The following is a 26,592-nucleotide window of genomic DNA, read 5'->3' as shown; positions in this document are numbered from 1 at the left end:
GCATTGCACAATTTGCATTGCTGCCATGCAGCCATAGCGCTTTTAAATCGATATGAGCCCGCCTATTTATAGTTCGTACACAAACGGAATGATCCGCAAGAAAGACGAAACGAGAACTACCATGAACCTGATCCGCAACTATCGCAACTGGCGCCGCTACAGGGACACAGTGTCCGAGCTGAGCCGCCTGAGCAACCGCGAACTGACCGACCTCGGCATCAGCCGCAGCGACATTCCTTACGTCGCTCGCAAGGCGGTCTAATTTTTCGGACCGCAAATGGTCCGAACAAGTTTCCGAAAAGAGAACGACAATGAACCTGATCCGCAACTATCGTAACTGGCGCGTATATCGCGAGACGGTTACCGAGCTGGGTCGCCTTTCGAACCGCCAGCTGCATGATCTCGGTATCGTCCGCGACGAAATCAAGATCATCGCCCGCCGGGCGATCTAACGGAATTTCGCTGGGGTCGACCTCCTCCCCGACCTCCAGCGAACGGTCAGCCCTTATCCTCCTCCCGAGGGTTGACCACCAAAACGGCGCCCGCCGCACCTCCTCCCGCGGCGGGCGCTGTTCCCGGGGCAAACGAATTTTGCTCCAAAGGGTTTTGCCCCTTTTAAAAGATGGCAAAAGAGATTTCGTCAAAGCCGACCTCCTCCCCGGCAATGACGAATAGGTCCAACCTTCACCTCCTCCCGAGGGTTGGCCAACCAAACGGCGCCCGCCGCACCTCCTCCCGCGGCGGGCGTTGTTTCCCCGGAGCAAAATGAATTTTGCTCCAAAGGGTTTCGCCCCTTTTCAAAACGCGAAAGAGATTTCGTCAAAGCCGACCTCCTCCCCGGCGATGGCGAATACGGTCGATCTTCACCTCCTCCCGAGGATCGACCCCCAAAACGACACCCGCCGGACCTCCTCCCCCGGCGGGTGTTGTTGTTTTCGGCGCCTGGTTCACCATCTGCGGTTTGCCCGCACCAAGCACGGCAATTGCAATCGCCGCCCCAAGCGATTATTCCGGCGCTCATGAGCAAAAATCCCATACACATAATCGGCGGCGGTCTCGCCGGTTCCGAAGCCGCATGGCAGGCCGCGCAGGCCGGTGTTCCCGTCGTGCTGCATGAAATGCGCCCAGTTCGCGGCACGGACGCGCACAAGACCGATGGCCTGGCCGAACTCGTCTGTTCCAATTCCTTCCGCTCCGACGACGCCGAGAACAACGCGGTCGGCCTGCTGCACGCCGAGATGCGACTGGCCTGCTCTCTGATCATGAGCGCCGGCGACGCCAACCAGGTGCCGGCCGGCGGCGCACTGGCCGTCGACCGCGACGGCTTCTCCGAGGCCGTGACGAAGAAGCTCCAGGCGCACCCGCTGATCACCATCCAGCGCGAGGAAGTTCCCGGCCTGCCGCCGGCGGACTGGGACCAGGCGATCATCGCCACGGGACCGCTCACCGCCCCATCGCTGGCCCAGTCGATCGCCGAGGCGACCGGCGCCGATGCGCTCGCCTTCTTCGACGCCATCGCGCCGATCATCCATTTCGACACGATCGACATGGACACCTGCTGGTTCCAGTCGCGCTACGACAAGGTCGGCCCCGGCGGCACCGGCAAGGACTACATCAACTGTCCGATGGACAAGGAGCAGTATCTCGCCTTCGTCCAGGCGCTGATCGACGGCCACAAAACCGAATTCAAGCAATGGGAAGGCACGCCCTATTTCGACGGCTGCCTGCCGATCGAGATCATGGCCGAGCGCGGCGTCGAGACGCTGCGCTACGGGCCGATGAAGCCGATGGGCCTGACCAACGCGCACAACCCGACGGTCAAGGCCTATGCCGTCGTCCAGCTAAGGCAGGACAATGCGCTGGGCACGCTCTACAACATGGTCGGCTTCCAGACCAAGCTGAAGCATGCCGAACAGGTCCGCATCTTCCGCACCATTCCGGGCCTGGAAAACGCCGACTTCGCCCGCCTCGGCGGCCTGCACCGCAACACCTACATCAATTCGCCGACCTTGCTCGACGCCTCGCTGCAGCTGAAATCGCGTCCGGGCCTGCGCTTCGCCGGCCAGATCACCGGTTGCGAGGGTTATGTCGAAAGTGCCGCGATCGGCCTGCTCGCCGGCCGTTTCGCCGCCGCCGAGCGGCTCGGCCATGCGCCGTCCCTGCCACCGCTCACCACGGCTTTCGGCGCGCTGCTCAACCACATCACCGGCGGCCACATCGTTTCGGACGACGAGCCGGGCAAACGCTCCTTCCAGCCGATGAATGTCAATTTCGGCCTGTTCCCGCCGGTGGAAGCGGTGAAGATCGAAGGCAAGCGTCTGCGCGGCAAGGACAAGACGGTTGCCAAGCGCCATGCCATCACATCGCGCGCGCTGGGCGATTGCCGGCAATGGCTGGGTTTGCCGGCGCGGGCAGAGGCGGCAGAGTAGCCTTTAATTGCATACTCCAATCTGCCCCGGTCTCGGCCGCATCAAGTAGAGTTCTTCACGGACTAGTTGCAGAAGTTCTCCATCTAGCTCTACCTTCATGGTGGAGGTCCGATGAGCGTCACCTGGCCGGAGATCGCTTTCCAACTTGAACCGGACGTCGCGCTGGCGGCGGCAAAAGCGTGGTCGTGGCTTTTACCGGAGCCTTGGAACCCGGTTGTTTGCTCAATGGTTGGAGGCGTGTTTATCGAGCAGCCGAACAACGGGGTTCACTGGCTCGATACCGGGACGGGCTTGGTCGAACAGGTGGCTCACAATCGGGCGGATTTTGAGGAGATGATCAGGCTTCGTACTGATCTCGTTGACGAGTGGTTCCTCCCGCCGCTTGTGGAACGCCTTCGCGCCGCAGACAAGAAGCCGAAGACGGGAGAATGCTACGGCTTCACCATCTTGCCCGCCTTTGCCGAGGGCAAATTCGATGTCGAAAACATGTTTGTGGTCCCCGTGAGTGAGCAGTTCGTAGGCATGGCCGATATTCATCGCCGGCTGAGCGAATTGTCCGACGGCTCAAGGGTACGGCTCAAGGTGATCGATTAGGCGCGTAACGCTACTCCGCCGGCTCGGCACCCGCCATCGGCAATCCCGGCTTCCCCGCCTCGGCAGGATTGCGCCTGACATAGGCCGCCTTCAGGCTCTCCGAAGTTTCGCGCGAGCCGTCATGGCTCCAGCCGGGCGGCTTGATCAGGTAGTTCAGGCGATCGCTGAGCGTAATACCCGGCGCAAACGCATCCCTGAACATGCCGATCCATTCGTGGAACGCCACTTTCAGCGGGTTGAAGGTGCCGAGATTCCTGACGATGCCATAGCGCGGCCGGTCCTCTTCCAGCTCTTCGACGAAGCTGCCGAACATGCGGTCCCAGATGATCAGCGTGCCGGCATAGTTGGCGTCGAGATAGCGTGGATTGGCGGCGTGGTGGACGCGGTGGTGCGAGGGCGTGTTGAAGATGAACTCGAACCAGCCCCACATCTTGCCGATGGCCTCGGTGTGGATCCAGAACTGCCAGACAAGGTTGAAGCCGAAGGTGAAGGCAATCACCGCGGGGTGAAAGCCGAGCAGCACCAGCGGTGCCTGGAGGACGAACATGAAGGTGAACAGGCCCGTCCAGCTCTGCCGGAGCGCCGTCGACAGATTGTAATGCTGGCTTGAGTGATGGTTGACGTGTTCGGCCCACACCCAGCGCACCCGGTGCGCGATGCGGTGATAGACATAGTAGCGCAAATCATCGAGCAGGAAGGCGGCGAGGAACACCCAGACCGACAGGCCGAGATTGAAGACGCGGAACTGCCACAGCCACAGCAGCGCCCAGTAGGAGACGACGCCAAGCAGCAGCCCGGCGACGACATTGCCGGTGCCCATCATCAGGCTGGTCAGCGTGTCGCGCGTCTCGAACGAGCCTTTCGCGCGGCCGGTGCGCACCAGCCAGAGCTCGATCAGGATGGCGGCGACGAAGAACGGAATGGCCAACTGGGTAACTTGCGGAAAATCATAGCTGTCCATCACGCGGCCTCCCTGGCGGCATGGCGTGCTGCAAGAGCCTTGAGCAAGGCCTGTGCATCGCCGGCATTGGCGAAGCGGAAGCGGCCGCCCTTCCAGGTGAAGTCCTTCAGCCGCAATTGAATTGTGTTCGCCTGGTCGGACCTGGACACCGAGACGTCCGTAGCCGTGACGATGCGCGTCAAGAAGCAGTCGCCGATGCCGTGGACGATGCCGGTGCGCCCTCGTCCAAGGTCCAGAAATGCCGTTTTTGCGTCCGCCGTCAGGCGAACTGTTGCAACCATCTCGTCGGGAAAATCCTCGGCGAAACGGTGCAACGCCTGATCGGGATCGGCCAGCGTGGCCGTCTTGCTGCCGCCGGTGAAATGCACCGCTGCAACCGACAGCGCAATGCCAAGGACGACGATCACGACCAGAAAGGGCAAGCTCATGGATTTCCTCCGGGCCGGCCTGTCATCTCTGGCGACAGTTCCCGGCACGGCCAAATCCTTAGCACGATTGACGTTTACGTCAAAGTGCCGGCCAGCCCTTGCTCGCCCGCCGCACCAGCAGCCAGTGCCGGCGCAAGGCGGACAGCCGCGCGACGCCGTCGAGCGGCGAATGGCGCGAGCCTTCCATCCTGTCGAGATAGGCGCGCGACAGCGCCAATGGCAGGAATGCCGGGCGCAACGACGCCGGCAGCACGGCGGCGCCTTGCTCGAAAGCTGAAAGGTGTTCGCGTGCCAGCGCGGTCATCGCCGCTACGGCGCGCCGCGCCCCAGGCCCGCCATCGCCGGCAACAAATTCCTCGGGCGTCGATCCCGCCGCCGCCAGAATGTCGGCCGGGACAAAACACTGCCCGCGCCTGTGATGCAGCGGCAACAGAAGCAGGAGACCGGTCATGGCCTGCGCGCAGCCCGCCCTGCCCGCCAGTTCAGAGAAGCGAGGCGCCTCGACCGGATCGAGCACCATCGCCGCAAGCTGGATCAGTGCGGCAGCCGTCTCGCCGCAATAGCCTTCCAGGTCGGTGCGCGACGGCATCGGATCGTCATAGAGATCGAAGATGCGCGCCTCCAGCATGTTGTCGAACGCCAGTTTCGGCAGGTGATGGCCAGAAATTGTCGCCTTCAATGCGTCGGCGACGGGATGGCCGACGGCTGCGCCGTCACTGTCGGCGGCGATGAGGTCACGCCACCATTGCAGCCGAACCTCGCCCGGCAATGCTTCATGGATGCGATCGCGGATGCCAGCGATTTCGGCATTGAAAGCGTAGAGCGAAAACAGCGCATCGCGCTTGTCGGCCGGCGCGTAGAGTACCGTCAGATAGCGGTCATGATCGGCGGCGCGCACCGCGTCCATGACGATTTTGGCATTTTGCGACATATCACTCGACGGCGATGAGCGCGGCAGCCACGGCGCGGTCTTCCGCCAGGAGGACATTGTAGGTCCGCACCGCAGCCCCGGTCGACATCGGGTCGGAGGCAATACCGGCCTCCTTCAACGCCGCCCGCAGCGCCGCCGGCAATGGCCTCAAATCCTTGCCCATGCCGACCAGCAGGATCTCGACCTTGTCGGCCTCGGCCAGCAGTTTTTCGAAATCGGCCACTGTCAGCGCTGAAGCGTCCGCCGGCTCCCAGCCATGGATGCCGGATGGCAGGCACAGCAGCGAACCGCGATGCGACATGTCGGCAAAGCGGAACCCGCCATTGCCATAGGCCTCGATCGACGCGCGGCCGGGGAAGTGCGCCTCGCGGATGACGATGCCTTTGCCGGTCACCACTTTCGTCACCCCTTCGGGGCCGCGCGTCAGGTCGCGACCGCCTTGCCGCCGTTGACCGGCTTCTCCTCGTCGGCCGAAGCCTGCGGCCGCAGCTTGAACAGGATCAGCAGCGGTGCCGCGATGAAGATCGACGAATAGGTGCCGAAGACGACGCCGAACAGCATGGCCAGCGTAAACGAGCGGATCACCTCGCCACCGAACAAAACCAGCGCCAGCAGGGCCAAGCTGGTCGTCACCGAGGTCAGCGTCGTTCTCGACAGCGTCTCGTTGATGGCGTTGTTCAACAGTTGCGGCAGCGGCATGCGCTTGTATTTTCGCAAATCCTCACGAACGCGGTCATAGACCACGATCGTATCGTTCAGCGAATAGCCGATGATGGTCAGGATCGCCGCCAGCGATGACTGGTTGAATTCAAGCCCGGAGATGACGAAGAAGCCGAGTGTCATGACCACATCGTGCACCGTCGCCACGATGGCGCCGACCGCGAACTGCCATTCGAAGCGGAACCAGACATAGACCAGGATGCCGACCAGCGCGACCAGCATTGCGATCGTGCCTTGCTTGGCCAACTCCCCGGAAACCGTTGGCCCCACAACTTCGACGCGGCGGAAGTCATAATTGTCCTGCAGCTCGCCGCGCACCTTGTCGATGACCGTCTGTTCGGCGTTTTCACCGGCATCCTGCGTGCCGACGCGGATCAGCACGTCGTTTGGCGCACCGAACTGCTGCACCTGGACCTCACCGATGTTGAGATCCGACAGCCGGCCTCTGATGTCGGCGATGTCCGCATTGCCGTTCTTGGCCTGCACCTCGATCAGCGAACCGCCCTTGAAGTCGATGCCGTAATTGATGCCGACGGTCATGAACGTCACCACGGACAGGATCGACAGCGCGCTCGAGAGCGTGAATGTCCAGCGACGGATGCCCATGAAGGGAATCTTGGTGCCCGGCGGAATGAAGGTCACCGGGGCCTTCGGCAATTCCTTCGGACGGGCGCGGCGCAACCAGATCGACACCAGCATGCGGGTGAAGGTGAACGCGGTGAACACCGTGGTCAGGATGCCGATGGCGTAGGTGATGGCAAAGCCCTTCACCGGGCCGGTGCCGAGATAGAACAGCACCACTGTCGCGATCAGCGAAGTGACATTGGAATCAATGATCGTCGCCAGCGCCTTCGAGAACCCGGTATCGATCGCCTGGATCACCGAGCGGCCGGCGCGTCGCTCCTCGCGGATGCGTTCGTAGATCAGCACGTTGGAATCGACCGCCATGCCGATGGTCAGCACGATACCGGCGATACCCGGCAAGGTTAGTGTCGCGCCGAGCAGCGACAGCAGGCCGACGATCATCGCCACGTGCACCGCCAGCGCGATGTTGGCGAGGAAGCCGAGGAAGCCGTAGGCAACGAACATGAAGGCAACGACGAGGATCGAACCGATGATGCCGGCCACCTTGCCGGCATGGATCGAATCCTGGCCAAGGCCCGGTCCGACAGTGCGTTCCTCAATGACCGTCAGTGTCGCCGGCAGCGCGCCGGCTCGCAAAAGCACGGCGAGATCATTGGCGCTCTGGGCGGTGAAATTGCCTGATATCTGGCCGGTGCCGCCGAGGATCGGTTCACGGATCTGCGGCGCCGAGATTACCTGGTTGTCGAGGATGATGGCGAACAGTTTGCCGACATTTTGCGAGGTCGCCTGGCCGAAGCGGGCGGCGCCCTTCGAATCGAAGCGGAATGAAACCACCGGCTCGTTGTTCTGCGAATTGTAGGTCGCCTGCGCGTCGACGAGGTTTTCGCCCGAAACGATGACGCGGTTTTCGATCAGATACGGAACTGGCGGATCGTCCTGGGAATAAAGCACCGAGGAGCCTGCGGGCGGGCGCCCCTTGAGCGCGTCCTGCACCGGCATCGACTGGTCGACCATCTGGAAGGTCAGTTTCGCGGTCTGGCCGAGGATTTCCTTCAGCCGCTGCGGATCCTGCAGGCCTGGCACCTGCACAAGGATGCGGTCGTCGCCCTGCCGCTGCACGATGGGCTCGGTGGTGCCGAGTTCGTTGACGCGGCGCTCGACCACTTCGATCGACTGCGCCAATGCGGTCGATGTGCGGTATTTGATGCCAGCGTCGGTGACGGTGAATTTGAGCAGGCCCGGCTCGGAATCATCCAGCGACATTTCCTGGATGGAGCCACCGGAGAACAGGCCAGCGGCGACAGGATCGGTCAAAGTCTTCAACGCCTTTTTCGCGGCGTCGAGCTGGGCCGGGTCCGTGATGCGCACCTGCAAGGTCCGCCCGGTGCCGGCAAGGCCGGTATAGCCGATCTTGGCGTCACGCAGCAGCGTGCGGATTTCGTCGCGCGTCGTCTCCAATCGATCCTTGATCAGATCGTTCTGGTTCATCTCCAGCAGAATGTGCGAACCGCCCTGCAGATCGAGGCCGAGCGTCATCTGCCGCTTCGGCACCCAGCTCGGCAGCTGGGCCAACGTGCTGGCGGGGAACAGATTGGGCGCGGCGAGGATCACTGTGATGGCGACGGCCACCCAGATCAGGATCATCTTGAAGCGCGAAAAATACAGCATATGGCGTCGTCCGTCAGAGCGTGTCCGCGGATCGCTCCGCCTTGAATTGGGTTATTTCTTGGCGTTCTGGTTGGCCACCGGTTCGCCCTTGACGCGCACATCGGCGATCGTCGAGCGCAGCGCCGTCACCTTGGTGCCACCACCAAGGTCGATCTCGAGCTCGTTGTCGTCGATCACCTTCGTCACCTTGCCGACGAAACCGCCGCCGGTGACGACCGTGTCGCCGCGGCGGACCGCCGCCAGCATCTCGCCGCGCTTCTTCAGCTGCGTGCGCTGAGGGCGGATGATCAGAAAATACATGATCACGAAAATCAGGACAAACGGCAAAATGCTGATGAACATATCGGGAGAGGCGCCGCCAATGCCTTGGGCGTATGCCGGTGTCACGAACATCGAGGTACTCCTGAATTTTGAAAACAGCCGCCAACCGTCCTGCGGAGTTTGGCGGCCCCTTGAAATTTGGCCGGAATATAGTCGGTAAAGTTGTCAATGCAACTGCGCGACCGACCAAATCGGCTGCTTTTCCGGCCTGTTCGCCCGTGTTAGAGCAGGATCGCGAAAAGCGAGAGCCGGTTTACAGAAAAGATCACGCTCGAACAAAAGGTTGGGACCGGTTTCGAACCCGACGGATTCGAACGTGTCCCACCTGCCTGCCCCACGAAACGAGCCAGAAGACCTGAAATGACCGACAGCATCATCGACGCCCTCAACAAGAAACTTGACCGCCTGATCGAGGCTGTCGGCCGCCTCGCCCCGCCGCCGGTGCCTGAAACCGACCTCCGCGAGGCCGACTGCTTCGTCTGGCAGGCGGATCCCGGCTATCTTGAGCCGGTGCGCAAGGTCAATCGCGTCGACATCGGCCTGATCCGCGGTGTCGATCGCGTCCGCGACATCCTCGTCGACAATACCGAGCGCTTCGCCGCCGGCTTTGCCGCCAACAACGTGCTGTTGTGGGGCGCCCGCGGCATGGGCAAATCGTCGCTGGTCAAGGCCGTGCATGCCGAGATCAATGCCCGGGCCAAATCACAAAAGGCTAAATCCGACCTGCCGCTCAAGCTGATCGAGATCCACCGCGAGGACATCAATACGCTACCGAAGCTGATGGGGATGCTGAAGACCGCGCCCTTCCGCGTCATCCTGTTTTGCGACGACCTGTCCTTTGATCATGACGACACGTCCTACAAGTCGTTGAAGGCGGCACTTGAAGGCGGCGTCGAAGGCCGCCCGGCCAATGTCATCTTCTACGCCACCTCGAACCGCCGCCATCTGTTGCCGCGCGACATGATCGACAATGAGCGCTCGACCGCCATCAACCCGTCCGAAGCGGTCGAGGAGAAGGTCTCGCTCTCCGACCGGTTCGGGCTTTGGCTCGGCTTCCACAAATGCTCGCAGGATGAGTATCTCGAGATGATCAACGGCTATGCCAGCCATCATGGCCTCGACATCGACCCCGGGCAGCTGCGCGCGGAGGCGCTGGAATGGGCGACGACGCGCGGCAGCCGCTCGGGCCGCGTCGCCTGGCAATTCACGCAGGATCTGGCCGGCCGGCTTGGCAAGCCGCTCAAGGATTGAGGCGTCGCGCCCGTCGCACGTCGCGCGGCGTTTGGCCGATCTCGCGGCGCATCCAATGCGCCAGATGTGACTGGTGCGCGAAGCCCGTCAATTCCGCGACCTCGCTGGTGCTGAGATCTCCCTGCTGCAGCAGGGCACGCGCGCGTTCGACCCGACGTCGCAACACATAGCGATGCAGTGTGACGCCCGTCGCCACCTTGAACCATGTCCGCAAGTGCGAGCTGCTCGCGCCGGCCACCCGGGCCAGCCGATGGATCGAGAGCGGCTCGTGGAGAGCGGCCTCGATGTGCTCCAGGACGCGCTTGAGCTGGATATCCGACAGGCGGTTCGTTCGTTCGATGTCCATATCGTCGGCACCAAGCAGCCTGACCGCCAGCGCGGCGCCAATGCTGTCGGCGAATAGAGAGCCACTCGGTGCGCCCGCATCGAGATCGCTCTGGAGCGCGCGAGCGAGATGCTCGATGCGCTGGTCACGAAGCAGGTGGCGCGTGTCGAGCCGCGACATCAGCGCCCTGCCGCCAAGTTCCGCCGCTACCCTTTCCATCAGGGCTGGCTGCAAGACGATCTCGATCGTGTCGAACGCGGTTTCGGCCTCGAAACCGCCCTCCTCGCCAGCTGGTACCAGGTCGATATCGCCGGCGCGCCTGACGAAATGGCGCCCAACCTGATTGCAGTAGGAGCGTGTCGCCGCGCTTGCATGCACCATGACACGATGGTGCGGCGCCCGCGGCAGACGATGGACACCTGCCTCGATGTGCCGGGAGATCATTGCGACGTCGGATGGGGATCGGGCCGGAGCGAATTGTGGACGCATGCTCTCTCGATTCGTGGCGAAACCTGTTCAAGATTTGGCAATTCCCGCGCGATTTTCAATGCCGCGAACCTGTACGCACGCCTCTCCATCAAGCTTGGAAGAGAGGTTGCCATGAGTTTCTATGTTGTCGTCGGCGCGGGCCCGGTTGGACGCGAGACCGCGCGCCTTCTTGGAGAGGAAGGACATGATGTCGTTCTCACCAGCCGAGGCGTCGGTTCGAACGCGCTGCCGAACGTGCGGACCATACAGGCCGATGCCACGCATGCCTCGGAACTGTCGCGTATCTGCCGAGGTGCCGATGCCATTTTCATGTGTGCCATGGCCGCTTATGATCGGTGGCCGATCGACTTTTTCCCCATCATCGATGGCACCGTGCGCGCGGCCGAAGCGGTCGGCGCCAAACTCATCGTGCTCGGAAACCTCTATGGCTATGGGGAAAATGCCGATAGCCCGCTTCGCTCCGACCTGCCCCTGGATCCCACTTCGAGGAAGGGAACCGCCAGGACGATCATGTGGCAGCGGGCGGTTCGTGCCGACGTACCGGCGATCGAAATACGCTCCAGCGACTATCTCGGACATGGCGCGATCAGCTATTTTTCACTGATCGCGCTGCCCTCCATCATCGAGGGCAAGCCTACCGCCTTCATTGGCGACCTCGACGCACCCCATGCCTGGACCTTCACCAAGGACGTCGCGAGGACGCTGGTCGCGGCGGCCCGCTACAACGGCGAATGGGGACGCGCGTTTCACGTTCCCTCGCAATACGCCTCACCACGGGAGCTCATCCAGAAAACCGCGGCGGTGCTCGGACGAGAGGTTTCAGGGACACGTTCCTATTCCGCCCCTGAGATCGAATCCCTGGGCATGCATGAGGCCATCGAGATGAGCTACCTCTTCGAAAGACCCCTGCTGGTGGATGCCTCCGACACAGAAGCACTTCTGGGCGTGAAGGCCAGCAGCCTCGAGGAGATGATCGCCGACACGCTCCGCGATCATCTGTGAACCGCGCGGGCGGGCTTTGCACAAACTGAAAAAGCCCGCTCCTTGCGGAACGGGCTGAGCCGGCGGGCCGGACTGGAGGTCAGACGGCCCGCAAAATCGCTTTTTTGTTCTATTCGAGATAGGTCGAGGGATCGACCGGCGCCGAGTTCTTGCGCACTTCGAAGTGCAGCTTCGGCGAGTCCGTCGTACCGCTCATGCCCGAGAGTGCGATCTCCTGGCCGCGCTTGACCTTCTGGCCGCGCTGCACCTCGATCGAACTGGCATGGCCATAGACGGTGACCAGGCCGTTCTCGTGGCGCACCAGCACCGTGTTGCCGAATTCCTTGAGCCCGTCGCCGGCGTAGATGACGACGCCGTTCTCGGCCGCCTTGATCGGCGTGCCCGAGGGCACGGCGATGTCGACGCCGTCCTTGCCGGATCCGAAACCGGCGATAACCCGGCCGCGCACCGGCCAGCGCATCTTGCCGATACCCGTGGCATCGGGCGCCACCGCGTCGTCGTCCTCGGCCTGCTGGATGACCTTCGCGTCCTTCTTCGGCGGCGTATAGGATGCCAGCGTTTCCGACGGCGTGGCCTTTGCCGGAGGCTGCGTGGTTGCCGTGGTCACCGGATCGACTTTTGCCGGCTTGGCGCTGGCGACCGTCGCGGTTCCACCGGCCGGCACCTTCAGGGTCTGGCCGATCTTGAGCAGGCCATCCTTCATGCCGTTGGCCTGCTTCAGCGCAACGACGCCGACGCCGGTCTTTCTGGCGATCGAAGACATCGTGTCACCCGACTGGACCGTGTAGGTGCCGGCGGCGCCTGTTGCCTTGGCGACCTGCGCCGGCTTGGGCTCCTTGGGCTGGCTTGCGGCGGCCGAAGCATCGACCTGCGCGGCGGACTTGCCTTCCTTGAGCTTAGGCTGCTGCGGCAGGACGGCGACCTTGTCCGGCGCGGTGGCCGGCAGGTCGTGCTTGCCATCCTTCGCCGGCCCGTCCTTCAACGGCCTGGCGTCGGCGACCTTCGGCTCGGCCTTGCTCGAATAGGCATAGGCCGGAATGACGATCTTCTGGCCGGTCTTCAGCCCCTTGGTCGGGCTCAGGCCATTCACCTTCATGATGACATCGGCCGGCACTTTGTAATGCGCCGCCAGGCCGGAAATGGTCTCGCCGTCCCTGACGACGATCTCGGTCGCGTGCGGCCTGCCCGCCTCGGCCACCTTCGGCGCGTCGGGCTGGGCATTCTTGAACGGCTTGGCGGCCGGCTCCACGGTGCCGGTTGTCGTCCTGTCGACATGGGGAGCAGGCCGAACCATGGCCGGCGCCGAAGCGACACGCACTGGATTGGCGGCAGGCGCGAGCGCCGGCGCGGGTTGCGCCTGGGCTGAAACGGGCGGCGGCAACGGCCGGCTCGAAACCGGGTCGAGGCTCGAGCGGCTGATCGACTGCGTGTGGCTGCCGTCAAGCGGCGCGGCCGAGACATCGCCCGGATAGGGCTGTACGGCATCCTGCTTGTTGATGATGGCGCGCTGATTGTTGGTCGAGGAAGTGAAGACGTCGTCGACACTGTTGAACCGCGAAGCCTGGGAACTGCACCCGGCGGCCGCCCCCGCAATCATGAGAACAGCGCAGCCCCGCGCCAGATTGCGACTGTTTGTCTTCAAAACACTGAGTTGCATCGCACTAACCCGCACAAACGCTGCACCAACTGGATCGGATTAAAGCGCGTTAATGTTACTGGTCGGTTAACCCATTAGAATCCGACGAAAATTTTCTTAAAACATTCGAGTGCGCAGGAGGCGCGTCGAGATTCAGGTCAGACCAAGTCGAAAATGGTTGATACCGAGAACCGGAGCGGAGCGTACTTCAGTACGTGAGCTCCGTTCTACTGCGACGCAGTAGAACGGGGAAGCGCAGGTGTCAGCCATTTGCAGGCCGGTCTCACCTGAATATCAATGCTCCTAGATGACCGCAGCTATGCTGCGCAGGATCGGCTGCAGCCGCACGAGGCCGATGTCCTCGCGCTCGAAACGGCTGCCGACCTTGGTGAGCTTGGCCAGCACCTGCTCGCCCTCCTCCGGCCCGATCGGCGCGATGACGATGCCGCCGCTCGACAGCTGGTCGAGCAGGAAGCGCGGCAGGCTGTCGAAGGCGGCCCAGGCCACAATGCGGTCGAACGGGCCTTCTGCAGGCAGGCCGCCGGAGCCGTCAGCCTGGCGCACGATGATGTTGCCGATGCCAAGCGCCTCGAAACGCTGCCTGGCCTGCTCGACCAGGGTCTTGTAGCGGTCGATGGTGACCATCCGCGCCGCCAGCCGTGACATCACCGCCGCCGTATAGCCGGAGCCGGTGCCGATCTCGAGAACGCGGTTTCCCGCTTCGATGGCAAGGGCAGCGATCACCGCCGCCTGCATGTCGGCGCCTTCGATCGCCTCGCCGCATTCGATCGGCAGCATGCGGTCGGACCAGGCGAGTTGGTGGAAGTGGGCCGCCAGGAAGCCGCGCCGTGGCGTCGCCTCGAAGGCCGCGATCAACGCCTTCGGCACGGTTCCCCTGCCGCGCAGGCGCAACAGGAAAGCGGCAAATCCTTCGCGGTCATCGATTGGCAAATTCATGCAAGCGCCTTGCTCAGCTGGTCGCGGATCTCATGCGCGGTGAGGTCGAGCTGCAACGGCGTCACCGACACCAGACGGTTGCGCAGCGCGTGGAGGTCGGTGCCTTGCTTGCCCTCGACCGGCTCGCGGCCGAAGCGCAGCCAGTAGTAAGGCAGGCCGCGCCCGTCACGGCGCTCGTCGACCCACAGGCTGTGCACGAGTTTTCCTTGTGTGGTGACCACCGTGCCGGCGACCTCTTCGGGAAGGCAGTTGGGAAAATTGACGTTGAGAAGCACGCCGTCCGGCAGCGGCGTCGCGACGAGCTTCTTCAGCAGTGCCGGCGCAAGCGCCTCGGTCGTTTCATAGGGAACGATGCGATCCTCGCCGACATAGGAATAGCCCTGGCTAAGCGCGATCGAGCGGATACCGAGCAGCGCGCCTTCCATGGCGCCGGCGACGGTCCCCGAATAGGTTACGTCGTCGGCGATGTTGGCGCCCGAATTGATGCCGGACAGGATCAGGTCGGGCGCGCCGGGCAGGATCTTCTTGACGCCCATGATGACGCAGTCGGTCGGCGTGCCGCGCACGGCAAAATGCTTCTCGCCGATCCTGCGCAGCCGCAGCGGCTCCGAGATGGACAGCGAATGCGCATAGCCGGACTGGTCCTGCTCCGGCGCCACCACCCAGACATCGTCGGAGAGTGTGCGCGCGACGCGTTCGAGCGACGCCAGGCCCTCGGCATGAATGCCATCGTCATTGGTCAGAAGAATGCGCATTACTTCGCTTCGATCTTTGCCAGACCGCCCATGTAAGGCCGCAGCACTTCAGGAATGGTTACGCTGCCATCCTCGTTCTGGTAGTTTTCGATGACGGCAATCAGGGCGCGGCCGACGGCGGTGCCCGAACCGTTGAGCGTATGGACGAAGCGATTGCCCTTGCCGTCCTTGTCCTTGTAGCGCGCGTCCATGCGGCGCGCCTGGAAATCGCCGCAGACCGAACAGGACGAGATTTCGCGATAGGCGTTCTGGCCGGGCAACCAGACCTCGATGTCATAGGTCTTGCGCGCGCCAAATCCCATGTCGCCGGTGCACAAAACCATGGTGCGGAACGGCAGTTCCAGCCGCTTCAGCACTTCCTCGGCGCATTGCGTCATGCGCTCGTGCTCGGCGAGCGAGGATTCCTGGTCGGTGATCGACACCAGCTCGACCTTGTAGAACTGGTGCTGGCGCAGCATGCCCCGTGTGTCGCGGCCGGCCGAGCCGGCTTCCGAACGGAAGCATGGCGTCAGCGCGGTGAAGCGCAGCGGCAGCTTTTCATGCGCGGTGATTTCTTCGCGCACGAGATTGGTGAGCGGCACCTCGGCGGTCGGGATCAGGCCAAGCCTACCCTCCCCATGCGGCGTGAAGAACAGGTCTTCCTCGAATTTCGGCAGCTGGTTGGTGCCGAAAAGCACTTCGTCGCGCACCATCAGCGGCGGGATCACTTCCTCGTAGCCGTGCTCGGTCGTATGCAGGTCGAGCATGAACTGGCCGATCGCGCGTTCCATCCGCGCCAATCCGCTCTTCAGCACGGTGAAGCGCGAGCCCGACAGCTTTGCCGCCCGCTCGAAATCCATCATGCCGAGCGCTTCGCCGACCTCGAAATGCTCCTTCACCCAGTTCGGCCGCGTCGGCACCTTGCCGACAATGTGTTTGACGACATTGTCGTGTTCGTCCTTGCCGACCGGCACATCGTCGAGAGGCACGTTGGGCAGCACCGCCAGCGCGTCGGTCAGCGCCTTGTCGAGCTCGCGCTCACGCGCCTCGCCATTCTGGATGAAGGTTTTTATATCGCCGACTTCGGCCTTGAGTTTTTCGGCAAGAGCGGCGTCACCCGAACGCATGGCGTTGCCGATCTCCTTCGAGGCGGCGTTGCGGCGCTCCTGCTTGGTCTGCAGCTCGGTGACGTGTTCGCGCCGCGCCTCGTCCCTGGCGATCAGATCATCGACCGTGGACTGCGCCTCGCCGGCCGACCACGAGCGCTTCACCAGCGCCTCGACAAGGGCCTTCGGGTTGTCGCGAATCCATTTGATGTCAAGCATGGTTTGAACGCTCCTGAGCTAAGCTCCGAGGGCGTAAACCGCATCCTTGACCGATGCAAGATGAGGCTGGGCGGCGCTTGTCGTTTTCCGCCGCCGCTGAGGTCTTACGAGGCAGCCGACGCCGGAGGCTCGTCCGGTGTCTTGTCGGCCACGGTCTCCCCGGCTTCCTGCTTCTCACGCGCCAGGCGCTCGCGCTCCTGGCTGCGCTCGATCAGCCGGGACGACCAGATGGCGACCTCGTAGAGCAGGATGGTCGGGATGGCCAAGCCGATCTGGCTCATCGGATCGGGAGGCGTCAGCACGGCGGCGACGACGAAGGCGATGACGATCGCCCATTTGCGCTTCTCGGCCAGCGCCTTGGACGACAGCATGCCTACGCGCGTCATCAGGCTGGTCACCACCGGCAGCTGAAACACCAGGCCGAAGGAGAAGATCAGCGTCATGATCAGGCTGAGATATTCCGACACTTTCGGCAGCAGCGAAATCTGCACCTGCTCGTCCGTGCCGGCCTGCTGCATGGCGAGGAAGAACCACATCACCATCGGGGTGAAGAAGAAATAGACCAGCGAGGCGCCCATCAGGAACAGGATCGGCGACGCGATCAGGAACGGCAGGAAGGCGTTGCGCTCGTTCTTGTAGAGGCCGGGCGCGATGAATTTGTAGATCTGCGTGGCGATCAGCGGAAAGGCGATGACCATGCCGCCGAACATGGCGAGCTTGACCTGCGTGAAGAAGAATTCCTGCGGCGCGGTGTAGATCAGCTCGACCTTGTGCGGGTCGAGACCCGCCCATTTCGTCGCCCATCTGAAGGGGACGACCAGAAGGTTGAACAGCCTCTTGGCGAAGAAGAAGCAGACCAGGAAGGCGACGAAAAAGCCGCCGAGCGACCAGATCAGCCGGCGGCGCAACTCGATGAGATGCTCGATCAGCGGCGCCGACGACTTCTCGATCTCGTCCTTTTCCTTGTCCGAAACGCTCACTTGGCGGCTCCAGCCGTCTTCTTGGCCACCGGCTTCTTCGCCGGCGCAGGCTTCGGTTCGGCTTTCGCCACGGTCTTTGCCGCAGTCGCCTTGGCGGGGGCAGGTTTTGTCACGGCCTTTGTCGACGCCTTAGGCGCGGGTGCGGCTTTTACCGTCACCGTCTTCGCGGATGTCGAGGTCTTGGCTGGCACCTTTGCCGCCGGCGCGGCCTTGGCGGCTTTCCTGCCCGCCTTCGGCGTCACGGCAGGTCCCGTGGACGCCACCACCACCGATTCATCGGTCATGGCCGGGAAAATCGGCGTTGGCGGCGTTGCTCCCGCGGCGCTGACGCCAGGCATTTCCGTCGCGCCGTTCTTCAACGGCTCGGACGCCTGCGGCGCCGTAGCCACCGGCGTTGCCGGATCGGCGGCCGGCTTCGGCTTCATCGCCGAGTCGACGCCGGCACGCACATCGGCCGCAGCCTGCTCGAACGGATTGAGCTGTTTTCTGATCTCGGCAACGGGGCTGAGCCCCCTGAGCTCGTCGACCGACTTCTTGACGTCGTCGAGTTCGGCTTCCTTCAGCGCTTCGTTGAACTGTTTCTGGAAGTCGGCGGCCATGGCGCGCAGCTTCGCCGTCGTGCGGCCAAAGGTGCGCAGCATATTGGGCAAATCCTTCGGCCCGACGACCACGATCATGACGACCGCGATCACCAGCATTTCGGTCCAGCCGACTTCAAACATGGCACTCTGTTCCGACTAGAACTTTTTTGGCTCAGCTCTTGCTGGCTTTTTCCTTCACGGCCGAAACGGTCTCGTCGGCACGGTGTTCGACGGTGCGCTTGTCGTCGGCGACGTCGTCGTCTGCCATGCCCTTCTTGAAGCTCTTGATGCCTTTGGCCATGTCGCCCATCAGCTCGGGAATCTTGCCGCGGCCGAAGACCAGCAGCACGATCACCAGCACGATCATCCAGTGCCAAATCGAAAATGAACCCATAGCAAATCTCTCTCGAATGTTTTCCCTGGCGATGATCTATGCGTTTTCGCGTTGGGATTCAAACACAACAGCGACAGAGTTTATGAAAGGGTGACGGATGTCACGCTTTTTCGACTCGCTGGCCCGCTACCAATCGGCGCATCTACGACCTATCGGCGCGCTTGGACAGAGCGCCAGTGGTCAATCTTCCGTGACGCGTGGCGTCAGCAGGCCGAGTTCCTCGAGATCGATGTCGGTCAGCGGATCCTCGTCTTCCGTTAGCACGTCGGGATCGGCCGGCGGCTGCGGGATGGAGAAATTCGACGGCATGCGGCCCGAGAGCAGGCCCGCCCCCTTCAGTTCTTCCATACCGGGAAGATCGCGGATTTCCTCGAGCGCGAAATGATCGAGGAAGGTTTCGGTGGTGCCATAGGTGACGGGGCGGCCAGGTGTCTTGCGGCGGCCGCGCATGCGCACCCATTCCGTCTCGAGCAGCGTGTCGAGCGTGCCCTTCGACGTCTCGACACCGCGGATATCCTCGATCTCGGCACGCGTCACCGGCTGGTGATAGGCGATGATCGCCAGCACTTCGAGCGCCGCGCGCGACAGCTTGCGCTGCTGCACCGTATCGCGGCTCATCAGGAAGGCGAGATCGCCGGCGGTACGGAAAGCCCAGGCGTCGCCGACCCGCACCAGATTAACGCCGCGCCGGGCGTAAACCTGCTGCAGCTCGGCCATGGCCAAAGCAACGTTGATGCCGTCGGGGAGGCGCGCGGCAAGCTGCTTTTCGCTGACGGGTTCGGCGCTGGCGAACACGATCGCCTCCGCCATGCGCACGGCCTCCGCAATATGCAGGCGCTCGGCCGGGTTCTGCATCGGATCCTCGGCCGAAGTCCGGTCGAGCTCGCCTTCCAGCTCATCGTCCACCTTGAAGGGGATAACCGAAGCGTTGGCGCGTTCGCTCATGATGCCACCTCGACTGCCTTGATTGCCGGTGCGCGGTGATCGCGCAGATAGATTGGCGCGAACACCTCGTCCTGTCGCAGATCCATCTTGCGCTCGCGCACCAGTTCCAGTGTCGCCGCGAACGAGCTGGCGATCGCCGTACGCCGCTCTTCCGGGCTGGTCATGTATTGGATGAGGAAGCTGTCCAGCGCCGTCCAGTCGCGCAGCGAGCCGATCAGCCGGGTCAGGATGTCGCGCGCGTCCTTGAGCGACCAGACGCCACGCCTGGCGATCGTTACATTGGTGATCGCCTGCTTCTGCCGCTGCTGGGCATAGGCGGTCAGGAGATCATAGAGCGACGCCGAATAGGCGTTGCGCTTCTCGATGATCACCATTTCGGGCATGCCGCGCGCGAACACGTCGCGGCCGAGGCGATTGCGGTTGACTAGGCGGGCCGCCGCATCACGCATCGCTTCCAGCCGCTTCAGCCGGAACTGCAGCACGGCCGCCAGTTCCTCGCCGCTCTCGCCCTCTTCGCCCGGCTGCTTGGGGATCAACAGCTTCGACTTGAGGAAGGCGAGCCATGCCGCCATCACCAGATAGTCGGCCGCAAGTTCGAGCCGCAGCGCCCTCGCCTTCTCGACAAAGGCCAGATACTGCTCGACCAGCGCCAGGATCGAGATGCGCGCCAGGTCGACCTTCTGGGTGCGGGCAAGATGCAGCAGAAGATCGAGCGGGCCTTCGAAGCCGGCCACATCGACGACCAGCGACGGGTCGCCGGTGACGCGTGAATCGTCATTCTCGGCCCACAGGCGGTCCATCGGTGCGGCCTTCGCGGCCTTGCCTTCCAATGTTTCCGCCACTGCCTCTGTCACTTCCCTTGGTTAGGCCACCGCATCGAAATAGGTGGCGAATTCAGCGCGTATCTCGGTTTCCTCTGCCGCGTCGCGTTTCCTTATATAGGTCAGCGCCCGCTTTGCACGCTCCAGCGACTTGCCTTCAAGCCCCGTGGTGCGCGACGCAATGCCCGCCATCTCCTCGAAAACGCCGTTGCAGTGAAGGACCAGATCGCAGCCCGCCGCAAGGATCGACGCCGCCTTTGTCGGGAAATCCCCAGAAAGTGCCTTCATCGAGGTGTCGTCGCTCATCAGGAGCCCGTCGAAGCCGATGTCGCGGCGGATGATCTCGTCGATGACCTTGCCGGACGTCGTCGCCGGGTTCTTGGGGTCGATGGCGCTGTAGACGACATGCGCCGTCATCGCCATCGGCAGGTCGTTGAGCTCTCGGAACGGGGCAAAGTCATGCCGCTGCAGGTCGCTGAGCGACGCGTCGACCGTCGGCAGCTCGAAATGCGTGTCGGCAAAGGCCCTTCCATGCCCCGGAATGTGTTTCATCACGGGCAGCACGCCGCCCGACATCAGGCCTTCGGCGGCGGCACGGCCGAGCTCGATGACCGCGCGCGGCTCCTTGCCGTAGGCACGTGCGCCGATGACGTCGCTGGCGCCTTCTATCGGCACGTCGAGCACCGGGAGGCAATCCGCGGTGATGCCGTAGCGCAGTAGATCGAAGGCGTGCAGGCGCGCCATCAGCCAGGCAGCACGGGCACCGGCCTCATGATCGTCGCGCCACAGCGCTCCAAGCGCCCCGCCCGCAGGGTAGTTCGGCGCCAGCGGCGGCCGCAGGCGTTGCACCCTGCCGCCTTCCTGGTCGATGAACACCAGCGCGTCCGGCCGCCCGATACAGTCGCGCATCTCGGCGACGAGATCGCGGATCTGCTCGGTCTCGCCGATGTTGCGGGCAAACAGGATGAAGGCCCACGGGCATTCATTGCGATAGAAATTGATTTCTTCGCGGGTGAGCGATTTCCCGGCACAGCCGAGGATCATGGATTTTGATTCGGTCATGCCAGGAGTCTAGGGCTTCGCGCGGCCAAAGGGAATCGTCTGGAAATACATGCGGTCCGACGCCCGAAATGCTTCCACATGAAAAAGCGCTGGGCGTATGAAAAAACCGGCGCGACCTTGGGCGGCGCCGGCTTTGATTGGTTGAACGCGTCTAGCGCGACACGAAGCAGTTGCCGCCGGCGGCCTTGTAGCTGGTGCACAAATTGATGGCATCGTTGCGTGACTGGGCCACAACGCGGACGCGGTAGAACGTGCCCTTGCCGGCTATCTCGGCCTTGACGATGTTGGCGGTGCGGCCGGCAAGCACGCTGCCATAGCGGCGCTGCAGATCTTGGTAGGTCGACTGGGCGCTTTCCACCGTCGGCTGCGAAGCAACCTGCATCGACCAAGAACCGCTGCCGGTAGCCGTCGTTGCCTGGTCGATGGAGGCGACCTGATCGGGCTTGACCTCGCCGACGACGTCGACGGGCTGGTCGGATGGACGCTGCGGCGCGATCGCAACCTTGGCCGGAGTATTGGCCGACTGCGCCTTGGCCGGTTTGGCCGCCGGCTTGAGGGCCGGCTCATCGCCCGATTGGGCCGCGGCGGGCGCCACGGTGCCGGTCTGGTCGGCATCGGCGGACGGCGCGACGTGCTGCGGCGCCGGATCGTTCGGTTCAGCGGCCGCCACCTGCGGCGCGGCCGGCGCCGGATCGTCGCGCGGCACCAGCGAGCCGTCCGATTTGACCACCATCGTCCTCACCTTGCGCGGTGCGACGGCGACGACATCGGTGTTGTTGCCCTTGTCGGTATCCTGCAGCACCTGCGCGATGCGATCCTCGGACTTGGGCGCTGGCGCCGCATTGTCGGTCGGCGCAAGATTGCCAGCCGGCGCCGCACTGGCGGTCGGCGCGGCATTGCCGTCATCGGCTCCGCCGATGACAGCACCCTGGCCGGCAGAAGGATCGACGGCACGGGCCGGATCCTTCGCCTGCACATCCACGGGAACCTCGGTGTTGGTGACAAGCTTCTGCTGCACCGGTTCGGCGGGCTTCGCGCCCTTAACCACCGCGTCGTAAACCTTGTTGTCCTGGTTCGGCACCACGGTGCCGCCCGGATTTTCCGGCTTGACCTTGATCGGCGAATTGTCGGCCTTGACGATCACCGGCGCTTCGCTGCCGCCCTTGCCGCCGAAAGACAGCGCAAAGGCGCCAAGACCGCCAGCGACCGCCACGGCACCGACGATCGCCGCGATGAACAGGCCACGGCGGCCCGACGGCCTGGCCGCTTGCCGCTCGCCGAGACCCGGAACGGACATTGCTTCGTCCAGTTCAGGATCATAGTCGAGCTCATCGACGGTGAAATCGTCCGCCTGCGAGACCGGCTGGCTGCCAGGCAGACTGTCGAGATCGAAGCCGTCGGCGGCGTCGGCATAGCCGGTGTTCGCTGCAGCACGGGCGGGCATTTCCGCCGGCCGCGCCGCATAGGTCCGCGCTTCCGGCTGAAGGGCCGGTTTGACCCCGCCATAAGCCGGTTTGGGTTCTTCGTACGCCGGCGCATGATAGGCCGATTTGAATCCGCCATCAAAGGATTCATCGGCATAGGCAGCGCTGCTTGCGGGTGCGGCTGCAGCAGGCGCGACCTCCACCGAATTCATTTCCGTCAGAAGGCTGGCGAACTCTGCGTCGAGATCGTCATAGCCTGATGCGGCCGGTTCATCTTCCTCGAAATGCAGTTCCGGGATGTCGAGATCGTCCGCCAGCGCCACGACGCGCTCCGGCACATCGACCGTTTCGACATCGGGCATCTCTTCGTAGCGCGACGACTGTCGCGGCTGCGGCGCGGATGCGGGCGCCGCATAGGGCGCGGCCGCAACCGGCTCGGGCGCGCGGTAGGGCGGCACCACAGCCGCCGCTGGGGCCATTTCAGGCGCGGCGGTCCTTGCCGTCATCGAAGCGGCCGGCTGCGCCGCGAATGCCGGCTGTTGGGGAACCGGTGTCACGCGGCTCCACGAACGGGTCGGCTCGGTCGGTGCGGAGCGTTCGGCCAGCCAATCGGGGGAATCGGTCTGATCCTGCCGCCAAGCTGCCTCGTCGCGCGGATCGAGATCCCCGGCCAAGGCCGCGTCGAACGCATCATCGTCGAAATCGATGTCGCTATGATTGGCGGCGTCCGCGCCCAGATCCTGGCCGTGAAGCTCATCGAGCGGCAGATTGTCGAGATCGGCATCGGCGGCGTGAGCCGCGCTGGAGGCATGCGGATCCTCGGTCGCATGTTCGTCGAGATCCCAGTCGAGATCGGCAGGCTCCTCGGCGGCCTTTGCCGGCGCGGGAACATACGACTGAACGGGAGCAGCGGCCGGCTGAGCCGCAACGGGTTGAGCGGCGGCGGGCTCGGGCTCGGGCTCGGGCTCCTTGGCCGACGGCGGCGTGCGCGCCGTCATGGCGCCCAGAAGTGCGTTCAACTCGTCTTCGAGGCTACGCTCGTCCGCCACGGGGGCCGGCGCCGGCTCGGCCATGACGGCTGCCGGCGTTGCCGGAGCTATCGGCTGGACCGCGGCAGCGGCAACCTCGGCGACCGGCTCTTCGGCAGCCTCGGCGAACGAGTCGTCCAGGTTCAGATCGAAATCATCTTCCGAAACGGCTTCGGAGCTCGAGAACTCGTCCATCGCATCCACGGCATGAGCGGGCACTTCGTGCGCTTCCGCCGCATCAAAGGCCACCGGCTGGTCCGCCTGAACCTCAAAATCCATATCGACATCCGCCATGGCGTCGTCGAAATGCCCCTCGAAATCCTCGTCGGCGATCGCCTGGGTTTCATTCGCGGCGGCCAGCACCGGCTCCGGATAGTCGACCGCGGCCGCATGGGGCTGATCCGCCGAATGGTCGTCGAGCATCAGCTCGTCTTCGAGCGAAATCGCGACCGCATCGTCGAATTCGTGCGCGGCGGCCGGCTCGACAGCCATCGGCACTTCGGCAACGGCATGCTGGGGCTCGACGGCTTCGTCCTCGATCTCGGCGGCATGGTCCTCGACGTGGAAATCCTGGTCGAGCGAAGCGGCAAGCTCGTCTTCCATCGGCAGGTCGTCCTCGAAGGGCGAAACGTCTTCGAGCGAACTGGCGACGGCATTGTCGAAATCGGCGTCGAAGGCAGGCTCGACGGACGGCGCGGCTTCGGCAGCGCCAGGGTTGGCATGGCTGGCGACGAGCCCCTGCTCGTCGGCACCCGCGAGGTCCAGATGGAAATCGTCGTCGAGCGACAGCGCAAGATCGTCGTCGGCCGCGTCTGTGGCAGCCGTTTCGAATGCCGGCTCATGAGCCTCGACAACCGGAGCGGCGACACTGTCGCCAGCGTCGAACTCGCCCATCAATTCCTTTTCGAGGTCGATGTCGAAATCGTCCTCTTGCACGGGCTGACTGGCAACAGCGGCCTGCGGCTCGACCCGCGCCTGCGGCTTGACTGGCTGGCGTGGGTCGAATCCCATGATCCTGGTCAGTTCCGCGAACGGATCATCGTCAGTGATGTCGTTGTTGTCGGCTACTCTCAGCTGGGTTCTGTCTGCCATTATTGTTCCCGAACTCGCACTCATTCGGACGCCATGGACGTCGCGCAGGGTTGGCCCTTACCAGCGCAATGTGGGCAAAAGGTGACAGGTTTTTTAGTCAAACCTAACGCATTTCGGTGGGCGCAGCGGCTCCGATCAACGTCAGGCCGGACGTCAGAACGTCCGAAACAGCCTGCACCAGCCCTAGTCTGGCATGCGTCAATTGTCGGTCGTTAACCTTAACAAAACGTAAGTCCGGATTATCCGTACCCCGGTTCCAGTGTCCGTGGAAACTGGAAGCCAGGTCATAAAGGTAAAATGCCAGCCTATGCGGCTCCAGCGCAAGAGCCGCGGATTCGATCAGGCGTGGATATTCGGCGAGCTTGCGGATCAGGCCGATCTCGCCCTCGTCGGTCAGCGAAGCCGCGGCAGCGGCCAGGCTCTTGCGATCGAAATTCGCTTCGCCCAGCTGCTCGCTTGCCTGCCGGAACACCGAATGGCAGCGCGCCGAGGCGTACTGCACGTAAAACACCGGATTGTCCTTGGACTGTTCGGTCACCTTGGCGAAATCGAAATCGAGCGGCGCATCGCTCTTGCGATACAGCATCATGAAACGGATTGCGTCGCGGCCAACCTCCTCCACGACTTCCCGAAGCGTCACGAAATCACCGGACCGCTTCGACATGCGAACCGGCTCGCCCTCACGAAACAGCTTGACCAGATTGCACAGCAGGACGGTTAGTTTGACCTCGTCACCGGCAATGGCCCGTGCCAGCGCCTCCAGCCGCTTGACGTAACCGCCATGGTCGGCGCCCAGCACATAGATCAGATCGACGAAACCGCGATCGACCTTGTCCTTCAGATACGCCACGTCGGCGGCGAAATAGGTGAACGCGCCGTCGGACTTGACCAGCGCCCGGTCCATGTCGTCGCCGACCGCCGTCGAGCGGAAAAGCGTCTGCTCGCGGTCTTCCCAGTCGTCCGGCTTCTCGCCCTTGGGCGGCGGCAGCTTGCCCTTGTAGATGTGGCCCTTCAGCGTCAGGTCGTTGATCGCCGAACGGATTTTCCTGGCATTGTCGGTATGCAGCGTGCGTTCGGAGAAGAACACGTCGTGATGCACGTTGAGCAGCGCCAGATCCTCGCGGATCATCGCCATCATCGCATCGATGGTGCGGTCCTTGACAATGGCCAGCGCCTCGTCATCGGGCATCTGCATCAGCGAACGGCCGAACTCCTTGACCAGCGCCTGACCAACCGGCACCAAGTAGTCGCCGGGATAGAGCCCGGCCGGTATTTCGCCGATGTCGTCGCCCAGCGCTTCGCGGTAGCGAAGGAAGGCCGAGCGCCCGAGCACATCGATCTGCGAGCCGGCATCGTTTATGACATATTCCTTGGTCACGTCGTAACCGGCAAACGCCATCAGATTGGCGAGCGCGTCGCCGACAACGGCGCCCCGGCAATGGCCGACATGCATCGGCCCCGTCGGGTTGGCCGAGACATATTCGACATTGGTTTTCCGGCCGGCGCCGATCGTCGAGCGGCCGTAATTGCGCCCCTCGCCCAGAAGCGCCGACAGGTGCGCCTGCCAGAAGCCGTCCTTGAGCCGGAGATTGACGAAGCCGGGGCCGGCAACCTCGGCGGCGGCGACATCCTTGTCATCGCGCAACGCCAGCGCCAGCCTTTCCGCTAGCGCGCGCGGGTTCTGGCCGGTGGGCTTGGCCAGCACCATCGCCGCATTGGTCGCGAGATCGCCATGGCTGGCGTCGCGCGGCGGTTCGACGGCAATGCGTGACAGGTCGGGCGAAACGCCGTCCTTGTCTTTCAGATCAAGCGCTTCGACAGCCTTTGTGACTCGCGCGGTGAAATCGGCGAAGATGTTCATGGGTATTGCTCTGGCGGTTTAGGCGAATCCGGCTCATCGGCCGGCAAA

Annotated in this window: 25 protein-coding genes; 6 read left to right on the top strand and 19 right to left on the bottom strand. The window is 63.5% G+C overall.

Annotated features, from left to right (window positions below):
• Positions 1-121 precede the first annotated feature (121 nt).
• The 4 genes from CK228_RS08470 to CK228_RS08455 all read left to right on the top strand — a co-directional run bounded on the left by CK228_RS08470 (position 122) and on the right by CK228_RS08455 (position 3,023).
• Complete coding sequence (locus CK228_RS08470) at positions 122-262, top strand: DUF1127 domain-containing protein (protein WP_013531315.1); 141 nt, start codon at positions 122-124, stop codon at positions 260-262.
• 49 nt (positions 263-311) lie between these two features.
• Positions 312-452 (top strand): DUF1127 domain-containing protein, encoded by a 141-nt coding sequence (locus CK228_RS08465; protein ID WP_019858543.1) that lies wholly within the window; start codon positions 312-314, stop codon positions 450-452.
• Positions 453-1,019: 567 nt separating this feature from the next.
• On the top strand, positions 1,020-2,429 hold the full coding sequence (trmFO, locus tag CK228_RS08460) for a methylenetetrahydrofolate--tRNA-(uracil(54)-C(5))-methyltransferase (FADH(2)-oxidizing) TrmFO (RefSeq protein ID WP_095787514.1): 1,410 nt from the start codon (positions 1,020-1,022) through the stop codon (positions 2,427-2,429).
• Between the two features lie 111 nt (positions 2,430-2,540).
• A complete protein-coding gene (locus CK228_RS08455) occupies positions 2,541-3,023 on the top strand; it encodes a T6SS immunity protein Tdi1 domain-containing protein (protein ID WP_095772847.1) in 483 nt (160 codons plus the stop codon).
• A gap of 10 nt (positions 3,024-3,033) precedes the next feature.
• Here CK228_RS08455 and CK228_RS08450 read toward each other — a convergent pair whose 3' ends face one another.
• The 6 genes from CK228_RS08450 to yajC all read right to left on the bottom strand — a co-directional run bounded on the left by CK228_RS08450 (position 3,034) and on the right by yajC (position 8,709).
• Positions 3,034-3,984 (bottom strand): sterol desaturase family protein, encoded by a 951-nt coding sequence (locus CK228_RS08450; protein ID WP_179295845.1) that lies wholly within the window; start codon positions 3,982-3,984, stop codon positions 3,034-3,036.
• Positions 3,984-4,412 carry a hypothetical protein gene (locus CK228_RS08445; RefSeq protein ID WP_095787512.1) on the bottom strand — a complete coding sequence of 143 codons (429 nt, stop codon included), beginning with the start codon at positions 4,410-4,412 and terminating at the stop codon, positions 3,984-3,986. Before CK228_RS08445 ends, CK228_RS08450 begins: the two co-directional genes overlap by 1 nt.
• Positions 4,413-4,491: 79 nt before the next feature.
• A complete protein-coding gene (locus CK228_RS08440; RefSeq protein ID WP_179295844.1) occupies positions 4,492-5,343 on the bottom strand; it encodes a phytoene/squalene synthase family protein in 852 nt (283 codons plus the stop codon).
• A 1-nt stretch (position 5,344) separates the two neighbouring features.
• Complete coding sequence (locus CK228_RS08435; protein WP_179295843.1) at positions 5,345-5,740, bottom strand: Mth938-like domain-containing protein; 396 nt, start codon at positions 5,738-5,740, stop codon at positions 5,345-5,347.
• A gap of 26 nt (positions 5,741-5,766) precedes the next feature.
• Entirely contained in the window at positions 5,767-8,316 is a 2,550-nt protein-coding gene (secDF, locus tag CK228_RS08430) for a protein translocase subunit SecDF (RefSeq protein ID WP_095787511.1), read from the bottom strand.
• Positions 8,317-8,367: 51 nt separating this feature from the next.
• Positions 8,368-8,709, bottom strand: coding sequence for a preprotein translocase subunit YajC (gene yajC / locus CK228_RS08425; RefSeq protein ID WP_010909882.1), 342 nt, complete (start codon positions 8,707-8,709; stop codon positions 8,368-8,370).
• Positions 8,710-8,997: 288 nt separating this feature from the next.
• Here yajC and CK228_RS08420 point away from each other — a divergent pair, with 288 nt between their 5' ends.
• Positions 8,998-9,888, top strand: coding sequence for an ATP-binding protein (locus tag CK228_RS08420; protein WP_095787510.1), 891 nt, complete (start codon positions 8,998-9,000; stop codon positions 9,886-9,888).
• Here the strand turns inward: CK228_RS08420 and CK228_RS08415 are convergent.
• Positions 9,878-10,702: an AraC family transcriptional regulator gene (locus CK228_RS08415; protein ID WP_095787509.1), complete on the bottom strand. Its 825-nt coding sequence runs from the start codon at positions 10,700-10,702 to the stop codon at positions 9,878-9,880. The two genes, CK228_RS08420 and CK228_RS08415, sit on opposite strands and share 11 nt — an antisense overlap.
• Positions 10,703-10,813: 111 nt before the next feature.
• Here CK228_RS08415 and CK228_RS08410 point away from each other — a divergent pair, with 111 nt between their 5' ends.
• On the top strand, positions 10,814-11,704 hold the full coding sequence (locus CK228_RS08410; protein WP_095787508.1) for an NAD-dependent epimerase/dehydratase family protein: 891 nt from the start codon (positions 10,814-10,816) through the stop codon (positions 11,702-11,704).
• A gap of 109 nt (positions 11,705-11,813) precedes the next feature.
• Here CK228_RS08410 and CK228_RS08405 read toward each other — a convergent pair whose 3' ends face one another.
• The 12 genes from CK228_RS08405 to argS form a co-directional block, all read right to left on the bottom strand.
• Positions 11,814-13,361, bottom strand: coding sequence for a peptidoglycan DD-metalloendopeptidase family protein (locus tag CK228_RS08405; protein ID WP_095787507.1), 1,548 nt, complete (start codon positions 13,359-13,361; stop codon positions 11,814-11,816).
• 282 nt (positions 13,362-13,643) lie between these two features.
• On the bottom strand, positions 13,644-14,297 hold the full coding sequence (locus tag CK228_RS08400) for a protein-L-isoaspartate(D-aspartate) O-methyltransferase (protein WP_095787506.1): 654 nt from the start codon (positions 14,295-14,297) through the stop codon (positions 13,644-13,646).
• Positions 14,294-15,052 carry a 5'/3'-nucleotidase SurE gene (gene surE / locus CK228_RS08395; protein WP_095772855.1) on the bottom strand — a complete coding sequence of 253 codons (759 nt, stop codon included), beginning with the start codon at positions 15,050-15,052 and terminating at the stop codon, positions 14,294-14,296. Before surE ends, CK228_RS08400 begins: the two co-directional genes overlap by 4 nt.
• A complete protein-coding gene (serS, locus tag CK228_RS08390) occupies positions 15,052-16,356 on the bottom strand; it encodes a serine--tRNA ligase (RefSeq protein WP_095772856.1) in 1,305 nt (434 codons plus the stop codon). The genes surE and serS overlap by 1 nt, the downstream gene beginning before the upstream one ends.
• A 104-nt stretch (positions 16,357-16,460) precedes the next feature.
• Positions 16,461-17,336, bottom strand: coding sequence for a twin-arginine translocase subunit TatC (gene tatC, locus CK228_RS08385; protein WP_095772857.1), 876 nt, complete (start codon positions 17,334-17,336; stop codon positions 16,461-16,463).
• Positions 17,333-18,058, bottom strand: coding sequence for a Sec-independent protein translocase protein TatB (gene tatB / locus CK228_RS08380; protein ID WP_095787505.1), 726 nt, complete (start codon positions 18,056-18,058; stop codon positions 17,333-17,335). The genes tatC and tatB overlap by 4 nt, the downstream gene beginning before the upstream one ends.
• 31 nt (positions 18,059-18,089) lie before the next feature.
• Entirely contained in the window at positions 18,090-18,311 is a 222-nt protein-coding gene (locus CK228_RS08375; protein ID WP_010909892.1) for a twin-arginine translocase TatA/TatE family subunit, read from the bottom strand.
• 180 nt (positions 18,312-18,491) lie between these two features.
• Positions 18,492-19,256: an SMC-Scp complex subunit ScpB gene (gene scpB / locus CK228_RS08370; RefSeq protein WP_095787504.1), complete on the bottom strand. Its 765-nt coding sequence runs from the start codon at positions 19,254-19,256 to the stop codon at positions 18,492-18,494.
• Positions 19,253-20,056: a ScpA family protein gene (locus tag CK228_RS08365; protein ID WP_095773095.1), complete on the bottom strand. Its 804-nt coding sequence runs from the start codon at positions 20,054-20,056 to the stop codon at positions 19,253-19,255. The genes scpB and CK228_RS08365 overlap by 4 nt, the downstream gene beginning before the upstream one ends.
• A 63-nt stretch (positions 20,057-20,119) precedes the next feature.
• On the bottom strand, positions 20,120-21,139 hold the full coding sequence (gene nagZ / locus CK228_RS08360; RefSeq protein WP_095787503.1) for a beta-N-acetylhexosaminidase: 1,020 nt from the start codon (positions 21,137-21,139) through the stop codon (positions 20,120-20,122).
• Between the two features lie 151 nt (positions 21,140-21,290).
• Complete coding sequence (locus tag CK228_RS08355; protein ID WP_095787502.1) at positions 21,291-24,683, bottom strand: SPOR domain-containing protein; 3,393 nt, start codon at positions 24,681-24,683, stop codon at positions 21,291-21,293.
• Positions 24,684-24,786: 103 nt separating this feature from the next.
• Positions 24,787-26,544 carry an arginine--tRNA ligase gene (argS, locus tag CK228_RS08350; protein ID WP_095787501.1) on the bottom strand — a complete coding sequence of 586 codons (1,758 nt, stop codon included), beginning with the start codon at positions 26,542-26,544 and terminating at the stop codon, positions 24,787-24,789.
• Positions 26,545-26,592: the final 48 nt, after the last annotated feature.

The organism is Mesorhizobium sp. WSM4312, assembly GCF_002294875.1.
In the GTDB taxonomy this organism is placed as follows: Bacteria; Pseudomonadota; Alphaproteobacteria; order Rhizobiales; family Rhizobiaceae; genus Mesorhizobium.
This window is presented reverse-complemented; position numbering and strand designations above follow the sequence as displayed.

Excerpts from the sequence above, each read along its gene's own strand:
- CK228_RS08470 (WP_013531315.1), top strand. The coding sequence starts at position 122 with ATGAACCTGATCCGCAACTATCGCAACTGGCGCCGCTACAGGGACACA.
- CK228_RS08465 (WP_019858543.1), top strand. The coding sequence starts at position 312 with ATGAACCTGATCCGCAACTATCGTAACTGGCGCGTATATCGCGAGACG.
- trmFO (WP_095787514.1), top strand. The coding sequence starts at position 1,020 with ATGAGCAAAAATCCCATACACATAATCGGCGGCGGTCTCGCCGGTTCC.
- CK228_RS08455 (WP_095772847.1), top strand. The coding sequence starts at position 2,541 with ATGAGCGTCACCTGGCCGGAGATCGCTTTCCAACTTGAACCGGACGTC.
- CK228_RS08450 (WP_179295845.1), bottom strand. The coding sequence starts at position 3,984 with ATGGACAGCTATGATTTTCCGCAAGTTACCCAGTTGGCCATTCCGTTC.
- CK228_RS08445 (WP_095787512.1), bottom strand. The coding sequence starts at position 4,412 with ATGAGCTTGCCCTTTCTGGTCGTGATCGTCGTCCTTGGCATTGCGCTG.
- CK228_RS08440 (WP_179295844.1), bottom strand. The coding sequence starts at position 5,343 with ATGTCGCAAAATGCCAAAATCGTCATGGACGCGGTGCGCGCCGCCGAT.
- secDF (WP_095787511.1), bottom strand. The coding sequence starts at position 8,316 with ATGCTGTATTTTTCGCGCTTCAAGATGATCCTGATCTGGGTGGCCGTC.
- yajC (WP_010909882.1), bottom strand. The coding sequence starts at position 8,709 with ATGTTCGTGACACCGGCATACGCCCAAGGCATTGGCGGCGCCTCTCCC.
- CK228_RS08420 (WP_095787510.1), top strand. The coding sequence starts at position 8,998 with ATGACCGACAGCATCATCGACGCCCTCAACAAGAAACTTGACCGCCTG.
- CK228_RS08415 (WP_095787509.1), bottom strand. The coding sequence starts at position 10,702 with ATGCGTCCACAATTCGCTCCGGCCCGATCCCCATCCGACGTCGCAATG.
- CK228_RS08410 (WP_095787508.1), top strand. The coding sequence starts at position 10,814 with ATGAGTTTCTATGTTGTCGTCGGCGCGGGCCCGGTTGGACGCGAGACC.
- CK228_RS08405 (WP_095787507.1), bottom strand. The coding sequence starts at position 13,361 with ATGCAACTCAGTGTTTTGAAGACAAACAGTCGCAATCTGGCGCGGGGC.
- CK228_RS08400 (WP_095787506.1), bottom strand. The coding sequence starts at position 14,297 with ATGAATTTGCCAATCGATGACCGCGAAGGATTTGCCGCTTTCCTGTTG.
- surE (WP_095772855.1), bottom strand. The coding sequence starts at position 15,052 with ATGCGCATTCTTCTGACCAATGACGATGGCATTCATGCCGAGGGCCTG.
- serS (WP_095772856.1), bottom strand. The coding sequence starts at position 16,356 with ATGCTTGACATCAAATGGATTCGCGACAACCCGAAGGCCCTTGTCGAG.
- tatB (WP_095787505.1), bottom strand. The coding sequence starts at position 18,058 with ATGTTTGAAGTCGGCTGGACCGAAATGCTGGTGATCGCGGTCGTCATG.
- CK228_RS08375 (WP_010909892.1), bottom strand. The coding sequence starts at position 18,311 with ATGGGTTCATTTTCGATTTGGCACTGGATGATCGTGCTGGTGATCGTG.
- scpB (WP_095787504.1), bottom strand. The coding sequence starts at position 19,256 with ATGAGCGAACGCGCCAACGCTTCGGTTATCCCCTTCAAGGTGGACGAT.
- CK228_RS08365 (WP_095773095.1), bottom strand. The coding sequence starts at position 20,056 with ATGGACCGCCTGTGGGCCGAGAATGACGATTCACGCGTCACCGGCGAC.
- nagZ (WP_095787503.1), bottom strand. The coding sequence starts at position 21,139 with ATGACCGAATCAAAATCCATGATCCTCGGCTGTGCCGGGAAATCGCTC.
- CK228_RS08355 (WP_095787502.1), bottom strand. The coding sequence starts at position 24,683 with ATGGCAGACAGAACCCAGCTGAGAGTAGCCGACAACAACGACATCACT.
- argS (WP_095787501.1), bottom strand. The coding sequence starts at position 26,544 with ATGAACATCTTCGCCGATTTCACCGCGCGAGTCACAAAGGCTGTCGAA.